General features: G+C 65.8%; 13 protein-coding genes. 9 read left to right on the forward strand and 4 right to left on the reverse strand.

Annotation, left to right across the window (positions count from 1 at the left end; all coding sequences use genetic code 11):
• The 5 genes from AC5E6L_RS08995 to AC5E6L_RS09015 form a co-directional block, all read left to right on the forward strand.
• Positions 1–1,310, forward strand: a 1,310-nt coding sequence (locus AC5E6L_RS08995; protein ID WP_491772733.1) for a thiamine pyrophosphate-dependent enzyme, incomplete at its 5' end; no start/stop codon positions are given.
• Between the two features lie 21 nt (positions 1,311–1,331).
• Positions 1,332–2,255: a DMT family transporter gene (locus AC5E6L_RS09000; protein ID WP_491230171.1), complete on the forward strand. Its 924-nt coding sequence runs from the start codon at positions 1,332–1,334 to the stop codon at positions 2,253–2,255.
• Complete coding sequence (gene ilvN, locus AC5E6L_RS09005) at positions 2,252–2,824, forward strand: acetolactate synthase small subunit (RefSeq protein WP_491230172.1); 573 nt, start codon at positions 2,252–2,254, stop codon at positions 2,822–2,824. Before AC5E6L_RS09000 ends, ilvN begins: the two co-directional genes overlap by 4 nt.
• Positions 2,825–3,034: 210 nt before the next feature.
• Entirely contained in the window at positions 3,035–4,681 is a 1,647-nt protein-coding gene (locus AC5E6L_RS09010) for a glycoside hydrolase family 13 protein (protein ID WP_491772736.1), read from the forward strand.
• Between the two features lie 77 nt (positions 4,682–4,758).
• Positions 4,759–5,886, forward strand: coding sequence for an ATP-dependent DNA helicase (locus AC5E6L_RS09015; RefSeq protein WP_491772738.1), 1,128 nt, complete (start codon positions 4,759–4,761; stop codon positions 5,884–5,886).
• On the opposite strand, the gene AC5E6L_RS09020 is transcribed toward AC5E6L_RS09015, so the two are convergent.
• Positions 5,879–6,745 carry a hypothetical protein gene (locus AC5E6L_RS09020; RefSeq protein ID WP_491230557.1) on the reverse strand — a complete coding sequence of 289 codons (867 nt, stop codon included), beginning with the start codon at positions 6,743–6,745 and terminating at the stop codon, positions 5,879–5,881. The genes AC5E6L_RS09015 and AC5E6L_RS09020 overlap by 8 nt on opposite strands.
• A 32-nt stretch (positions 6,746–6,777) precedes the next feature.
• A complete protein-coding gene (locus AC5E6L_RS09025) occupies positions 6,778–7,557 on the reverse strand; it encodes a SpoIIAA family protein (RefSeq protein ID WP_491772741.1) in 780 nt (259 codons plus the stop codon).
• Positions 7,558–7,665: 108 nt separating this feature from the next.
• On the opposite strand from AC5E6L_RS09025, the gene AC5E6L_RS09030 reads away from it, so the two are divergent.
• Positions 7,666–8,409, forward strand: coding sequence for a pyridoxine 5'-phosphate synthase (locus AC5E6L_RS09030; protein WP_491772743.1), 744 nt, complete (start codon positions 7,666–7,668; stop codon positions 8,407–8,409).
• 32 nt (positions 8,410–8,441) lie between these two features.
• Entirely contained in the window at positions 8,442–8,630 is a 189-nt protein-coding gene (locus AC5E6L_RS09035) for a hypothetical protein (protein WP_491772745.1), read from the forward strand.
• Positions 8,631–8,729: 99 nt separating this feature from the next.
• On the opposite strand, the gene AC5E6L_RS09040 is transcribed toward AC5E6L_RS09035, so the two are convergent.
• On the reverse strand, positions 8,730–9,500 hold the full coding sequence (locus AC5E6L_RS09040) for an SDR family NAD(P)-dependent oxidoreductase (protein WP_491772747.1): 771 nt from the start codon (positions 9,498–9,500) through the stop codon (positions 8,730–8,732).
• Positions 9,501–9,764: 264 nt separating this feature from the next.
• Here AC5E6L_RS09040 and AC5E6L_RS09045 point away from each other — a divergent pair, with 264 nt between their 5' ends.
• Both AC5E6L_RS09045 and ilvC read left to right on the forward strand, forming a co-directional pair.
• Entirely contained in the window at positions 9,765–10,448 is a 684-nt protein-coding gene (locus tag AC5E6L_RS09045) for a TetR/AcrR family transcriptional regulator C-terminal domain-containing protein (protein WP_491230462.1), read from the forward strand.
• A 24-nt stretch (positions 10,449–10,472) separates the two neighbouring features.
• On the forward strand, positions 10,473–11,492 hold the full coding sequence (ilvC, locus tag AC5E6L_RS09050; RefSeq protein WP_491230461.1) for a ketol-acid reductoisomerase: 1,020 nt from the start codon (positions 10,473–10,475) through the stop codon (positions 11,490–11,492).
• 148 nt (positions 11,493–11,640) lie between these two features.
• Here ilvC and AC5E6L_RS09055 read toward each other — a convergent pair whose 3' ends face one another.
• Positions 11,641–12,858: a TsoY family (seleno)protein gene (locus AC5E6L_RS09055; protein WP_491772750.1), complete on the reverse strand. Its 1,218-nt coding sequence runs from the start codon at positions 12,856–12,858 to the stop codon at positions 11,641–11,643.
• Positions 12,859–13,116 lie beyond the last annotated feature (258 nt).

The following is a 13,116-nucleotide window of genomic DNA, read 5'->3' on the forward strand; positions in this document are numbered from 1 at the left end:
GCCCGGTGGTCGTCGACGTTCCCAAGGACGTGCAGTTCGCCACCGGCATTTACCGGGGGCCGGAAATCGCCCATGAGCGCATCAGCTACCAGCCGCGGCTGGAGCCGGACGCGGGCGCGATCCGCCGCGCCGTGGCGCTGATGGCGAGCGCGAGAAAGCCGATCCTCTATTCGGGCGGCGGCGTGATCAATTCGGGCGACCGGGCGAGCGAATTGCTGCGCGAACTGGTCGCGGCCACGGGCTTTCCGATCACCTCGACCCTGATGGGTCTTGGCGCCTATCCGGCTTCCGGCGAGAACTGGATCGGCATGCTGGGCATGCACGGCACCTATGAAGCCAACATGGCGATGCACGACTGCGATCTGATGATCAACATCGGCGCGCGCTTCGACGACCGGATCACCGGGCGCATCGACGCCTTCTCGCCCGGCTCGCGCAAGATCCACATCGATGTCGATCCATCCTCGATCAACAAGGTGGTCCATACCGAAGTCGGAATCGTCGCCGACGTGGCGCATGCGCTCGAAGCGCTGCTCGAAGCATGGCAGGCGGCCGGACACGGACCCGACAAGGGCCGGCATGCCCGCTGGTGGGAGCAGATCTCCAAGTGGAAGGCCCGCAACTCGCTCGCCTACACCCGTTCGGACGATGTCATCATGCCGCAATATGCGATCCAGCGGCTTTACGAGGCGTCCAAGGTGTCCGGCAAGGACACGTTCATCACCACCGAAGTCGGTCAGCACCAGATGTGGGCGGCGCAATATTTCGGCTTCGAGCGGCCCAATCGCTGGATGACCTCGGGCGGGCTGGGCACGATGGGCTACGGCCTGCCGGCGGCGCTGGGCGTGCAGATCGCCCATCCGGACGCGCTGGTCATCGACATTGCGGGCGACGCCTCGATCCAGATGAACATCCAGGAGATGTCGACGGCGATCCAGTACAGGACGCCGATCAAGATCTTCATCCTGAACAACCAGTATATGGGCATGGTGCGGCAGTGGCAGCAATTGCTGCACGGCAACCGGCGCTCGCATTCCTACACCGAGGCGATGCCGGATTTCGTCAAGCTGGCCGAGGCTTATGGCGCGCACGGCATCCGCTGCGACAAGCCGCACGAGCTTGACGATGCCATCGCCGAGATGATCGCCGTCGACAAGCCGGTGATCTTCGATTGCCGCGTGTCCGCGCTGACCAACTGCTTCCCGATGATCCCCTCGGGCAAGGCGCACAATGAGATGCTCCTGCCGGACGAGGCGACCGACGAGGCGGTGGCCAACGCCATCGGCGCGGAGGGCAAGGCCCTTGTCTGACCGCAAAGCCGGTCCGTCGCGATGAGCAAGGCGGTCCCCGGCGCGGTCGACTATGGCCTTCTGGGCGCGCTGTCGCTGATCTGGGGCAGCGCCTTCCTTCTGTCCAAGATCGCGGTGGCCGATTTTCCGCCCGTGACCCTGACGGCGGTCCGGCAGGTGATCGCGCTGGCCGCGTTCGCGGCCGTTGCGACGGTCTTCCGCACCCGATGGTTTCGGCCGACACGGCGCGAGCATGTGCTGATCATGATCGCCGCGGTCACCGGAATCGTGATTCCCTTCACGCTGATCAATTGGGGCGTTGCGGTCGTCGACAGCGGCCTCGCCGCCATCCTGATGGGCTTCATGCCGTTGGGCGTGCTCGTCCTGGCGCATCTTTACACGCACGACGAGAAGCTGACATGGCCGAAACTGGCCGGCGTCGTGATCGGGCTCCTGGGTCTGGTGGTGCTGTTCTGGCCGTCCGTCGTTGCCGGGTTCGGCCAGGATGTGTGGCGGCAACTGGCACTGCTGGGCGCAGCGCTCAGCTATGCGGTCAACGCGCTGGCGGTCAAGCAGCTCGTCCACCGGCCGCCCGTGGCCTTCTTCGTCTATTCGACGCTCTGGTCGGTCCTTCTGTCGGGCGCGCTGGCCTTGGCGCTCGAAAGCCCGCCTGCGGCCACGCCCGGCAGCGGAGCGCTGGCCGCCCTTGCGGCGCTGGGCATCGTGCCGACGGCGATCGGCGCGTTCCTGATGTTTTCGATCATCGTGCGGCAGGGCGCGGGCTTTTTCGGCCAGATCAATCTTCTCGTGCCCGTCGCCGGCGTTCTGATCGGCGCGGTCTTCGCCGGCGAACGGCCGGGCTGGAACGCGATGGCCGCTCTTGCCATCATCGTCTCGGGCGTCATCGTCGCGCGGCTCGATCCCGCCGGCCGATCCGACCCCGTCAAGGAAAGGGCCAACCCATGAACGACCCCAAAGCCGAGCCCGCCTCGGCCTATTTCATCACAAGGGATACGAGCGCGCCCGAAAGCCACACGCTGGCCGTGCTCGTCGACAACGAGCCGGGCGTGCTCGCGCGCGTCATCGGCCTGTTCTCAAGCCGTGGATACAATATCGAGAGCCTTACGGTTTCGGAGACCGAGCATGAAAAGCACCGCTCGCGCATCACCATCGTCACGCGCGGAACGCCCCAGGTGATGGGGCAGATCCGCACCCAACTCGAACGCATGGTGCCGGTGCACCGGGTCGACGATCTGACGGTGATCGCCCGCCAGGAGGGTTACGAAAAGCCGCTCGAACGGGAGCTGGCGCTGGTCAAGGTGCGCGGGGACGGCGAGAACCGGCTGGAAGCGCTCAGGCTGGCCGATGCGTTCAAGGCCAACGTCATCGACGCCAATCTCGACCATTTCGTGTTCGAGCTGACCGGCCGGACCAACAAGATCGAGCAGTTCATCGCGATCATGGCGCCGCTGGGGCTGGTGGAAGTGTGCCGCACGGGCGTGGCCGCCATGCGCCGGGGGCGAGATGCGATGTGAGGCCGTTGCGCGCGCACGGTTCCTGGCGCATGTCGGCATGTCCGAAACGACATGATGGTGACCGGGACCGGGATTTCGCCATGGGCGGCGGCTCGCCGAGCCGGCTGCCCCGCTCTTTCGGCGCCCGGCGACGCGTGCCGCCGAACTTGCTTGTTGAACTGACCGGCGTGACCGCCTACGCATTTGGCCGCACCGTACCAAGGAGCCATCATGACCGGAACCGGCCTTGCCTGGTGGAAGACGGCCACCGGATACCAGATCTATCCGCGCAGCTTCTGCGACAGCAATGGTGACGGGATCGGCGACATTGCCGGCATCGTCTCCAAGCTCGATCACCTGCGCGATCTGGGGATCGGTTTCATCTGGCTGTCGCCTGTCTATCGTTCGCCCATGGCCGACAATGGCTATGACATCGCCGATTACCGGGACATCGCGCCCGAGTTCGGGACGCTCGACGATTTCGACCGGCTTGTCGGCGAGGCTCGGGCGCGGGGCATCGGGATCGTCATGGATCTGGTGGTCAACCACACCTCGTCCGAGCATGACTGGTTCAGGCGCGCTTGCGCCTCGCGCGGGGCGGCCGAGCATGACTATTACATTTGGCGCGCGCCGGGGCCCGACGGCGGCCCGCCCTCGGCGCTGCGGGCGGTCTTCGGCGGCCCGGCCTGGCACTGGGTCGAAGAGGTCGGCCAATATTATCTGGGCTATTTCAGCGCCCGGCAGCCCGATCTGAACTGGCGGAACCCGGCGTTGCGCGCCGAAATCCACGCCATGATGAACTGGTGGCTGGATCGGGGCATCGCCGGTTTCCGCATGGACGTCATCTCCCTGATCGGCAAGGATGTCGATGTCGGCCTGTTCGAGGAGGGTCCGCACCTGCACGGCTTTCTTCAGGAGATGAACCGGAAGACCCTGGCCGGGCGCGATGTCCTCACGGTCGGGGAAAGCTGGTCGGTGAGCCCGCAAACCGCGCCGCTCTATTGCGGCCGAGACCGCGGCGAACTGGACATGGTGTTCCAGTTCAATCACGTCACGCAGGGCTGGGACGAGGAATTCGGCAAGTTCAAGCCCAAGCCCTTCGACCTGCCCCGTTTCAAGAGCGTTCTGATCGACTGGCAGGAAGCACTGGCCGAGGACGGGTGGAATGCGCTGTTCCTGTCCAACCACGATCTGCCGCGCCAGGTGTCGGTCTATGCGGACGACGGCGTCTGGCGCGTGCGTTCGGCAAAGATGCTGGCCATCGCCATGCATCTGATGAAGGGTACGCCGTTCATCTATCAGGGCGAGGAGATCGGCATGACCAATGTCGCCTTCGAACGCCTCGATCAGTTTCGCGATGTCGAAACGCTCGGCCATTACGAGGAACTGACCGCGCGGGGCATGTCCATGGACGCCTTTCTGGCGGGCGCCAATGCGGGCGGCCGCGACAATGCCCGCGTGCCGATGCAGTGGACCGACGGGCCGGCGGCCGGCTTTACGACCGGCACGCCCTGGATCGAGGTCAACCCCAACCATGAAACCGTCAATGTGGCCGCCGATCGCGCCGACCCCGAGGGCGTGTTCGCCACCTACCGAAAGCTCATCGCGCTGCGCCGTGAACTGCCGGTGATCGTCCAGGGCCGGTTCGTTCCGTTCGTCCGGGAGCATCCGCACGTTTTTGCCTATGTGCGCGCCACGGACGACGACCGGATTGTCGTCATCGCCAATTTCAGCGCCGGGACGGTGACGTTCGATGCGCCCGACGCGCTGGTCGGCGAGGGCGCTTGCCTGGTCTGGAACGTTGTGCCGCGCCAGGCGATCGGGCCGGTCGTGAAGCTTGCGCCCTACGAGGCGTTCGCGCTGCGACCGGCGGCCTGAAACGCGCGCAAGGGGAAGCCCTGGTCGTTGGCCCGCTCCATGTGGTCCCGCCGGCCCGAATCCCTTAAACCGGTGGCATGCAGCTTGCCCCGCAACAAGATGACGCGCTCAAGGCGGTCGCCGACTGGCTGAAGCGCGGCGACAGCCCGCTCTTCCGCCTGTTCGGCTATGCCGGCACGGGCAAGACGACGCTGGCGCGGTACTTCGCCGAAGGGGTCGACGGCACCGTCCAGTTCGCCGCCTTCACCGGCAAGGCCGCGCAGGTGATGCGGGCCAAGGGCGCGGCCAACGCCAAGACCATCCATTCGCTGATCTACCGGCCGCGCGGCGAGGAATCCGTCACCGACGAGGTGACCGGCAAGACCGGCATGGCGCCGACATTCGCGCTCAACCGGCAGTCGGACATCGCAAGGGCCAAGCTGGTGATCGTCGATGAATGCTCGATGGTCGGCGAGGAACTGGGCCGCGACCTTTTGAGCTTCGGCACGCCGGTGCTGGTTCTGGGCGATCCGGGCCAGTTGCCGCCCATTTCCGGCGGCGGCTTCTTCACCGACGCCGCGCCCGATTTCCTTCTGACGGAAATCCACCGGCAGGCCGCCGAAAACCCCATCGTGCGCATGGCGATGGATGTGCGCGAGGGGCGCGCGCTGACCCATGGCGATCACGGCACGGCGCGGATCATCGGCAAGGCCGACCTCGATACGGCGACGGTGACCGGGGCCGACCAGGTGCTGGTCGGCATCAACCGCACGCGGCGGCGCTACAATCAGCGCCTGCGGCAACTGGCCGGCTTCGAGGCGCGCTACCCGCAGGCGGGCGACAAGCTGGTGTGCCTTCGGAACGATCCGGCCAAGGGCCTGCTCAACGGCTCGTTGTGGAAGGTGATGACCGCTTCCGCGCCCGCCTCCAAGCCTGGCGTCAACCTGCTGGTTTCGCCCGACGACGGCGATACGGACCGGGGCGTCGCCAAGATCAGGCTGCTCAAGGCGGCCTTCGACAATCCCGACGAGGAGGTGCCCTGGCAGCTCAAGCGCCGGCACGACGATTTCGACTATGGCTACGCGCTGACCGTGCACAAGGCGCAAGGCTCGCAATGGGACGATGTCGTCCTGTTCGACGAAAGCTTCGCCTTCCGCGACATGCGCGAGCGCTGGCTCTATACGGCGATCACGCGCGCGGCGGAGACGCTGACCATCGTCAGGTGATCTCGAACAGCACCGCCGTGGCGTCGTCGGATCGTTTCATGCGCGGATAGCGCAGGCCGCCAGGGTCTTCCTCATGCTCGATGGCGCGCAATTGCCCGCCGAGCGCGGCGAGCCCCTCGGTTCGGGCCGCTTCAACCAGACCACCTGCCGTATAGCGCTGGTAGAGGTCGACAAGCGCGGCAAAGCCGTCGGTGCAGACCAGCCCATGGGCCGGGCCGCCATCGTGAATGACGGCGTGGTCGAGATGCGCGGCCGCTTCAGGCGCGGTGCCGAGCGTCCAGAGCGGGCCGCCGGCGGTGTTGAAGCGCGAACGGATCGTGCGCTGGCGTTCGCGCTCGGCGCCGCCGTCCGACAGCGAGGCGCCCGGTTTCAGCCTGCCCGTCAGCCGGATCGCGGCGCGCGCGCCGGCCATTTCGCTTTCATGATTGTCCGGCATCGGTGAGTGGCGCATCGGTTCCACGCCCGGTCCGGTCATGAACAAAACGCAATCGCCAAGCCCGTAGGCGACCAGCCGGCCCTGTTCGATGCGGGCGAGGAGAAAGCTGGCGACCGGCAGGTTCCATCGCTCGATGCCGCCCATGGCCGTAGCGCCGGCAACCATCTTCGCCGCAGCCCGATTGATTGCGCGGACGGTCTCGTGAACGGTGTCGTGCGGGTCAGCGTCCCCGAAGCGCCGGCGCGCCAGTTCGGCAAGCCATGCGGCATCGGACCCTTCCTCGCTGTCCAGACTGGCCTCGCCCAGACCGGTTGCGCCGTCGATGACGAAGACGCGCGTTCCGGTCCAGCCGCACCGGTCCTCGTTGGGCTTTTGGACGTGACCGGGCAGGCTGAGGGAATCGAGGATTGCGAGCGAAGCCATGAGCGCTCAATGGCGCGCCAAAGATGACGGGCTTATGACGGGGCGGCGAGCAGGGGCGCCGCGTTCAGCCAGGCCCAGGCCGCCTCTTCCTCCTCGCGGGCGAAGGCCCTGACCTCCATGGGAATGAACGCGCCCAGCAAGGCGGCCGTCCTTCGCATATAGTCCGGCCCGCCCACCACGGCATAGCGGCCCACATGGGACAGGCTTGCGGCCTTGGCGCTCCAGGTGCCGGTGTCGAACAGGATCGCCGGATCGAAACCGTCGAACTTTTCGACGATCACCATCAGGTCGATCTTGTCGTGCCGCCCGTAGGTGTCGGTCAGAAAGCCCATGACCGCCTTGGCGTCGGCGGCGCGCACCCGGTCGGCGATCTTGAAGGCGAGCATGTCGGCGCGGTCGGTGGGCACGCGGACGATGGCCGGCTTGCGCGCGGGCGGCGGCATGTCCATGCCGTTGGCGAAGGCCCGCGCGCGCTGGCGTTCTTCGGGTTCGAAGCGGCGAATGTCCAGCGAGCGGAAAATTCTGCCTTCCAGCCAGATCAGCGTCTCGATCCAGTCATGGCCGGTGATGACCGCGATCCGCTCATAGTGATCGAGGTCGCCGACTTGGGCCAGGCCGTAGCGCAGGTCCGCGATCAGCGCTTCGGCGGTGATCCCTGCAAAGCCGGTCAGGTCGACCAGCAGGCTGACGCGGCCATGCGCCTCGCGCACGGCTTCCAGTTCCGTGATCGCATGTTCGATGTCGGCCTTGTCCAGCTTGCCGGTCACGTCCAGCGAAAGGACGCCGGGCGCCAGGGTTTCGATTGTGATCATCGCGCACTCCCGCAGGGCCGCCGGGCCATTGTCCGGAAAACTGATATGGCTGGTCGCCATCATCATTGCGCTATATCAAGCGACCGGAATCTTTGATCGGAGGCTTCCTTGCCCATTCGTCTGTCCGTCAACCTCAACGCCGTCGCGCTGCTTCGCAACCGGCGCGACCTGCCATGGCCTTCGGTGACGCATCTGGGGCGGGTCGCGCTCGAAGCGGGCGCGCACGGCCTTACGGTGCATCCAAGGCCCGACGAGCGGCACATCCGCTTTGCCGATCTGCCCGGAATCAGGGCGTTGATCGACGATTCCTTTCCCGATGCCGAATACAATGTCGAAGGCTATCCGAGCGCGGACTTTCTGACACTGGTCGAGGCGAACGAACCCGACCAGGTGACGCTGGTGCCCGACGATCCCAGCCAGGCGACCTCGGACCATGGCTGGGATTTCGCCGGCCAGGGCAACTTCCTGCGCGATTGCGTGCAAAGGCTGAAGGGCGGCGGGATGCGCGTGTCGCTGTTCTGCGATCCCGATGCGGGCGAGGCCGGCATTGCGGCGGCCAAGGCCACCGGAACCGACCGGGTCGAACTCTATACCGGGCCCTATGGCGCGTGCCATGACAATGCGGCCGAGGCCGCGCGCCAGGTCGAACAGTTGGGTGCGACGGCCGATGCGGCGCGGGCGGCAGGGCTTGGCGTCAATGCCGGCCATGATCTCACCGTCGCCAACCTGCCGGCGCTCGTCGCCCGCGTGCCCGATCTGGCCGAGGTGTCGATCGGCCACGGGCTGACCGCCGAGGCGCTGGAATTCGGCATGGCCGGCGCGGTGGGGCGGTTTGTGGAGGCGTTGGCGTAGGCTCTCGCCATTGCTGGATTGGGACGACCGGCATGACCGACACAAGCGCTGTCATCCGCAAAGCGCTCGCCCGCGACGCGACGCCGATCGCCAAGGTGCATGTGCAGTGCTGGCGCGAAACCTATGCCGGGATCGTACCGCAGGAAACGCTGGACGCGATGTCGGTCGACGCGCGCAGCGAGCGGTGGGCGAGGATCCTCAAGGCCGGCCCCGACGATTAGGCGGGCTTGCGCCGGCATCATGGCGCGACTGAAATGAGGGCGCCCCGGATCGCCTCCGGGGCTGCGTGTCGGCGTCGCGCGCTGTCCGGGAGGCCGGCTTCAGGTGGCGCCCATGCCGCCATCGATCGTATATTGTGCGCCGGTTACGAAGGCTGACTCGTCACTGGCCAGAAACAGCACGACATTGGCGACATCGGCCGATTCGCCATAGCGGCCAAGCGGGATGGTCGCCTCAAGGCCAGCCATGACCTCCGCGCCATGACCCGGATTGAACCCTTCCTCCAAGGACCGCATCATCCGCGTGTTGATGGGGCAGGGGTGGACCGAGTTGACACGGATGCCCATGGGGGCCGCCTCGACGGCCGTGGCCCGCGTCAACCCGACGACCGCGTGCTTTGACGTGATGTAGGGTGAGACGTTGGGGCTGCCTTTCAAGCCCGCGATCGACGACATGTTGATGATGCTGCCGTGGCCCTGTTTGGCCATCGCCGCGATGACGTGCTTGAGCCCGAGAAAAACGCCGCGGACATTGACGGCCATCACGCGATCGAAATCCTCGATTGCCTGCTCGGTGATGGGCGCGACGCGTCCTTCGATGCCCGCATTGTTGAAGAACACGTCAATGGCGCCATAGGTGTCAAGGGCCGCCTGGACGTATTTCCGGGCACCCTCAACGATGCTCACATCGGCCGCCACGGTCAGAAGCCGGTCGCCGCCGTCAAGCGTTTCGGCCGCCTGCGCCAGGGCCTCGTCGTTGAGGTCGACGGCGACCACCTTGGCGCCCTCGGCCAGGAAAAGGCGCGCGGTTTCCAGCCCGATCCCGTTGGCGGCGCCGGTGATGACGGCCACCTTGTCTTGCAGTCTTTGCATTGTTGCCTCCAATTGAACGACCACGGACGCGTGACGCAACCCGGACATAGGCAGCCAAGGTTGCCATTCCAATGATCGAACCAGCGCCGATCGGGCATATTCGGGGCCGGCAAGGGCAATGCGACGCCGCTGCGGGGAACCGCCCAGCAAACCGTTCCGCGACGGTTGGCAAGGCGGGCGGACTTCAAGGCGGAGCAGGAGCGTCCAAAGGTGTCCGCTTGACATCGTACCGAACGGTACGGTACACATGGTTCGGGAGGCAGCATGGACCGCTATCACGCCATGGACGATAAGGATGCGCCGGGGCAGGGCGCCGGTTTCGACGATGATTTCACGCCGCGCCAGGCCGAGGTGCTCGAAGCCGCGCTCGGGCTTCTGGTCGAGGGCGGCGAGCGGGCGATCACCACCGCTGGGCTTGCGCGCGCGGCCAACTGCTCCAAGGAAAGCCTCTACAAATGGTTCGGCGACCGCGACGGCGTGCTGGCGGCGATGATCGCCTATCAGGCGTCCAAGGTCGGCGTTGCCGTCGGCGGACCCGCGGCCGGGCGCGATGCCAGCGATTTCCGTGTCGATTTGCAGTCGTTCGGCGTCGCCCTTCTGACCGTTCTGTCCGGGCCGGCCTCGCTGGCCCTCAATCGGCTGGCCATCGGCCAGGCGAGCCGCGAGGGCTCGCGGCTGGGCGACCTGCTCGTCGCGCGCGGCCGGCGCGCGGTGTCGGCGAGGGCCCAGGCGCTCATCGAGGCGGGCCGCCGCGCCGGCCATCTGCGCTTCACCGACACGCAGGAGGCGTTCGAGACGCTTTACGGGCTGATCGTATGTGACATGCATGTGCGCCTGATGCTTGGCGAGCGTGTGCCGGCCACCAATTCGGACCGCGCGATGGCGACCCATGTCGAAGGCGCCATCGACCGGTTCTTGTGCCTTTACGGGGCCGACCGGCCCTTCTGACCAACCCATCAAACGGAGATATTCATGCGAGTTTACTATGACCGCGACGCGGACCTGAACCTGATCAAGGGCAAGCGCGTTCTGATCATCGGCTACGGATCGCAGGGCCGCGCCCATGCGATGAACCTGAAGGATTCGGGCGCCGAGCATGTGCGGATCGCGCTGCGCGAGGGCTCGACCACCGCGCTCAAGGCCGAGGCCGACGGCTTTGCCGTGACGAGCGTCGCCGAGGGCGCGGCCTGGGCCGACCTGATGATGATGGCGACGCCCGACGAACTCCAGGCCGACATCTATCGCGACCATATCGCGCCTCACATCCGGGACGGCGCGGCGATCGCGTTCGCGCACGGGCTCAATGTCCATTTCGGCCTGATCGAGCCGAAGTCGACCGTCGATGTCCTGATGGTCGCGCCCAAGGGGCCGGGCCACACGGTGCGCGGCGAATATCTCAAGGGCGGCGGCGTGCCCTGCCTGATCGCCGTCCATCAGGACGCCTCGGGCAATGCGCACGACATGGCGCTCTCTTACGCATGCGGCGTCGGCGGGGGGCGCTCGGGTGTCATCGAGACCAATTTCAAGGAGGAGTGCGAGACCGATCTGTTCGGCGAGCAGGTGGTGCTGTGCGGCGGCCTGGTCGAACTGATCCGAGCCGGCTTCGAGACGCTGGTCGAGGCCGGTTACGCGCCAGAGATGGCCTATTTCGAGTGCCTTCACGAGGTCAAGCTGATCGTCGACCTGATCTATGAGGGCGGCATCGCCAACATGAACTATTCGATCTCCAACACCGCCGAATGGGGCGAATATGTCTCCGGCCCGCGCATCATCACCGACGAGACCAAGGCGGAGATGAAGCGCGTCCTCACCGACATCCAGACCGGCAAGTTCACCTCCGAATGGATGCAGGAATACAGATCCGGCGCGGCGCGCTTCAAGGGCATCCGCCGGGTCAACGACGCGCACGGGATCGAGGATGTGGGCGAAAGGCTGCGCGCGATGATGCCTTGGATCAAGTCCAACGCGCTGGTGGACAAGGCGAAGAACTGACCCTTCGAGGCCCGCAAACATCCCTCATCCTGAGGCGCCCGCGAAGCGGGCCTTTAAGGGCGAGGGATGTTTGCTCTAAGGCTGAAGCGGTGAGGAGCGAATAAGGTGGTGTTGGCGCGCGTTCCGGCGGGCCATCCACCATTCGCTGTCACTGCGCGGGCGCCATGGTCGCGGGGGCAGGGCGAACGACGCCGATCAGCTTGTTCGAAAGCTGGAAGAAAGCGGCGATCGTCAGGACCTGCAACGCAACCAGCGGCGCATAGGCCAGATACCAGGCGACCGAGAACTGCTCCATCACGCCCAAGCCGACGAGGCCGGGGTTGATGACGAAGTTGGCGAACACGAAGAGCGCGACGCCAGGACAGATCAGCGCGAACGAGCCGGGCGACTTGGCGGGACCCGTGACATAGGTCTCGAAGTAGCGGGTGCGCCGCATCACCGCATAGCCGAGGATGCCGAACAGAAGCTGGATCATGAACAGCGTGATCAGGAAGGCGAATTTTTCACCGGCCAGCCACTCGACGCCGAAATTATGGTCGAGCGCCATGCTGAGCCGGTACATCGCAATGCCGACGACCGTCAGGAACGGGATGGTGACCCAGAGCGTGGGCACGGTCTCGGGATTGGCGGTATTCTCCAGCATGGAACGGAACCCCATGACCAGGAACATGGCGCCGAAGATGATCGCCGCTGCGACAAAGAACACCGCGCCCGCAAAGCCGATCACCGACACGACCGGTGCGTGGCTCATCGCGGCCGAGGCGGAAAAGCCGACGCCGATCATGGCGAAGGCGAAGACCGACAGCATCTGGCTGAGCGAATTGTTCTTGGCGCAGTCAAACCCGCCCTCGACGATCATGTGCGTCATGAAGCCGGTGAACAGGCGCAGCGCGTAGACGCCGATGGCGGCGAAGCCGGCGAGCGCGAACGGAAACAGCCATTCGGCGCGTTCCCACAGGCCCGGCACGAAGACCGCGCCGACGATGAAGCCGACATTGATCGCCATGGCATAGGTGAGCGGGGCCGCCATGATCGACGAGCCGGCATTGGTGCGCGCCATGGTGATCGCCGCCTCGGTCGGCTGCCAGGCGCGCAGGCGCACGATGTTCCAGATCAGGAGCCCGACATGCAGCGCCGCGAAGATGGCGATGCCGGCGAGGCTCGTCGCGATCAGCGCCCGCATGGCGAGCGAGCCGTCCGCGAACGCCACATAAAGCGTCGAGAAAGAGGGGATGGGCTGGCCCGCATGGGGCGTCATCCACATCAGATACATGAAGAAGGTGACGGCCAGGCCGCCGGCGCCGAGTGCGGCGAGGAAATAGAGCGGCTGCCATGCCGGCGCGGCCGGTGCGGAGGGGTTGGACATGGGAATCTCCATCTTTGTATGCGTGATATTTTATATTTAAACTCTCTTATATAATTGATTTGAGTCAAGAGGTGCGCATCTGGCCGCACGCGCCGCCGCCGACATGCTAGAGCGGTTTGTCTTTGGCTGGCATCGTCTGAGCGCCGGGATTTTGTGATCTGGCAAGGCGCGCGCAACGCCGCCCAGAGCGCAAAAGACCAAGGGCGGGCGATGTGCGGCTATCATGTGATTTCAATGTGTTGCCGGCCTCCGGCTTGG

This window comes from Roseitalea sp. (assembly GCF_984466335.1).

Coding starts and splice junctions, on each gene's coding strand:
- AC5E6L_RS09000 (WP_491230171.1), top strand. CDS start 1,332: ATGAGCAAGGCGGTCCCCGGCGCGGTCGACTATGGCCTTCTGGGCGCG.
- ilvN (WP_491230172.1), top strand. CDS start 2,252: ATGAACGACCCCAAAGCCGAGCCCGCCTCGGCCTATTTCATCACAAGG.
- AC5E6L_RS09010 (WP_491772736.1), top strand. CDS start 3,035: ATGACCGGAACCGGCCTTGCCTGGTGGAAGACGGCCACCGGATACCAG.
- AC5E6L_RS09015 (WP_491772738.1), top strand. CDS start 4,759: ATGCAGCTTGCCCCGCAACAAGATGACGCGCTCAAGGCGGTCGCCGAC.
- AC5E6L_RS09020 (WP_491230557.1), bottom strand. CDS start 6,745: ATGGCTTCGCTCGCAATCCTCGATTCCCTCAGCCTGCCCGGTCACGTC.
- AC5E6L_RS09025 (WP_491772741.1), bottom strand. CDS start 7,557: ATGATCACAATCGAAACCCTGGCGCCCGGCGTCCTTTCGCTGGACGTG.
- AC5E6L_RS09035 (WP_491772745.1), top strand. CDS start 8,442: ATGACCGACACAAGCGCTGTCATCCGCAAAGCGCTCGCCCGCGACGCG.
- AC5E6L_RS09040 (WP_491772747.1), bottom strand. CDS start 9,500: ATGCAAAGACTGCAAGACAAGGTGGCCGTCATCACCGGCGCCGCCAAC.
- AC5E6L_RS09045 (WP_491230462.1), top strand. CDS start 9,765: ATGGACCGCTATCACGCCATGGACGATAAGGATGCGCCGGGGCAGGGC.
- ilvC (WP_491230461.1), top strand. CDS start 10,473: ATGCGAGTTTACTATGACCGCGACGCGGACCTGAACCTGATCAAGGGC.
- AC5E6L_RS09055 (WP_491772750.1), bottom strand. CDS start 12,858: ATGTCCAACCCCTCCGCACCGGCCGCGCCGGCATGGCAGCCGCTCTAT.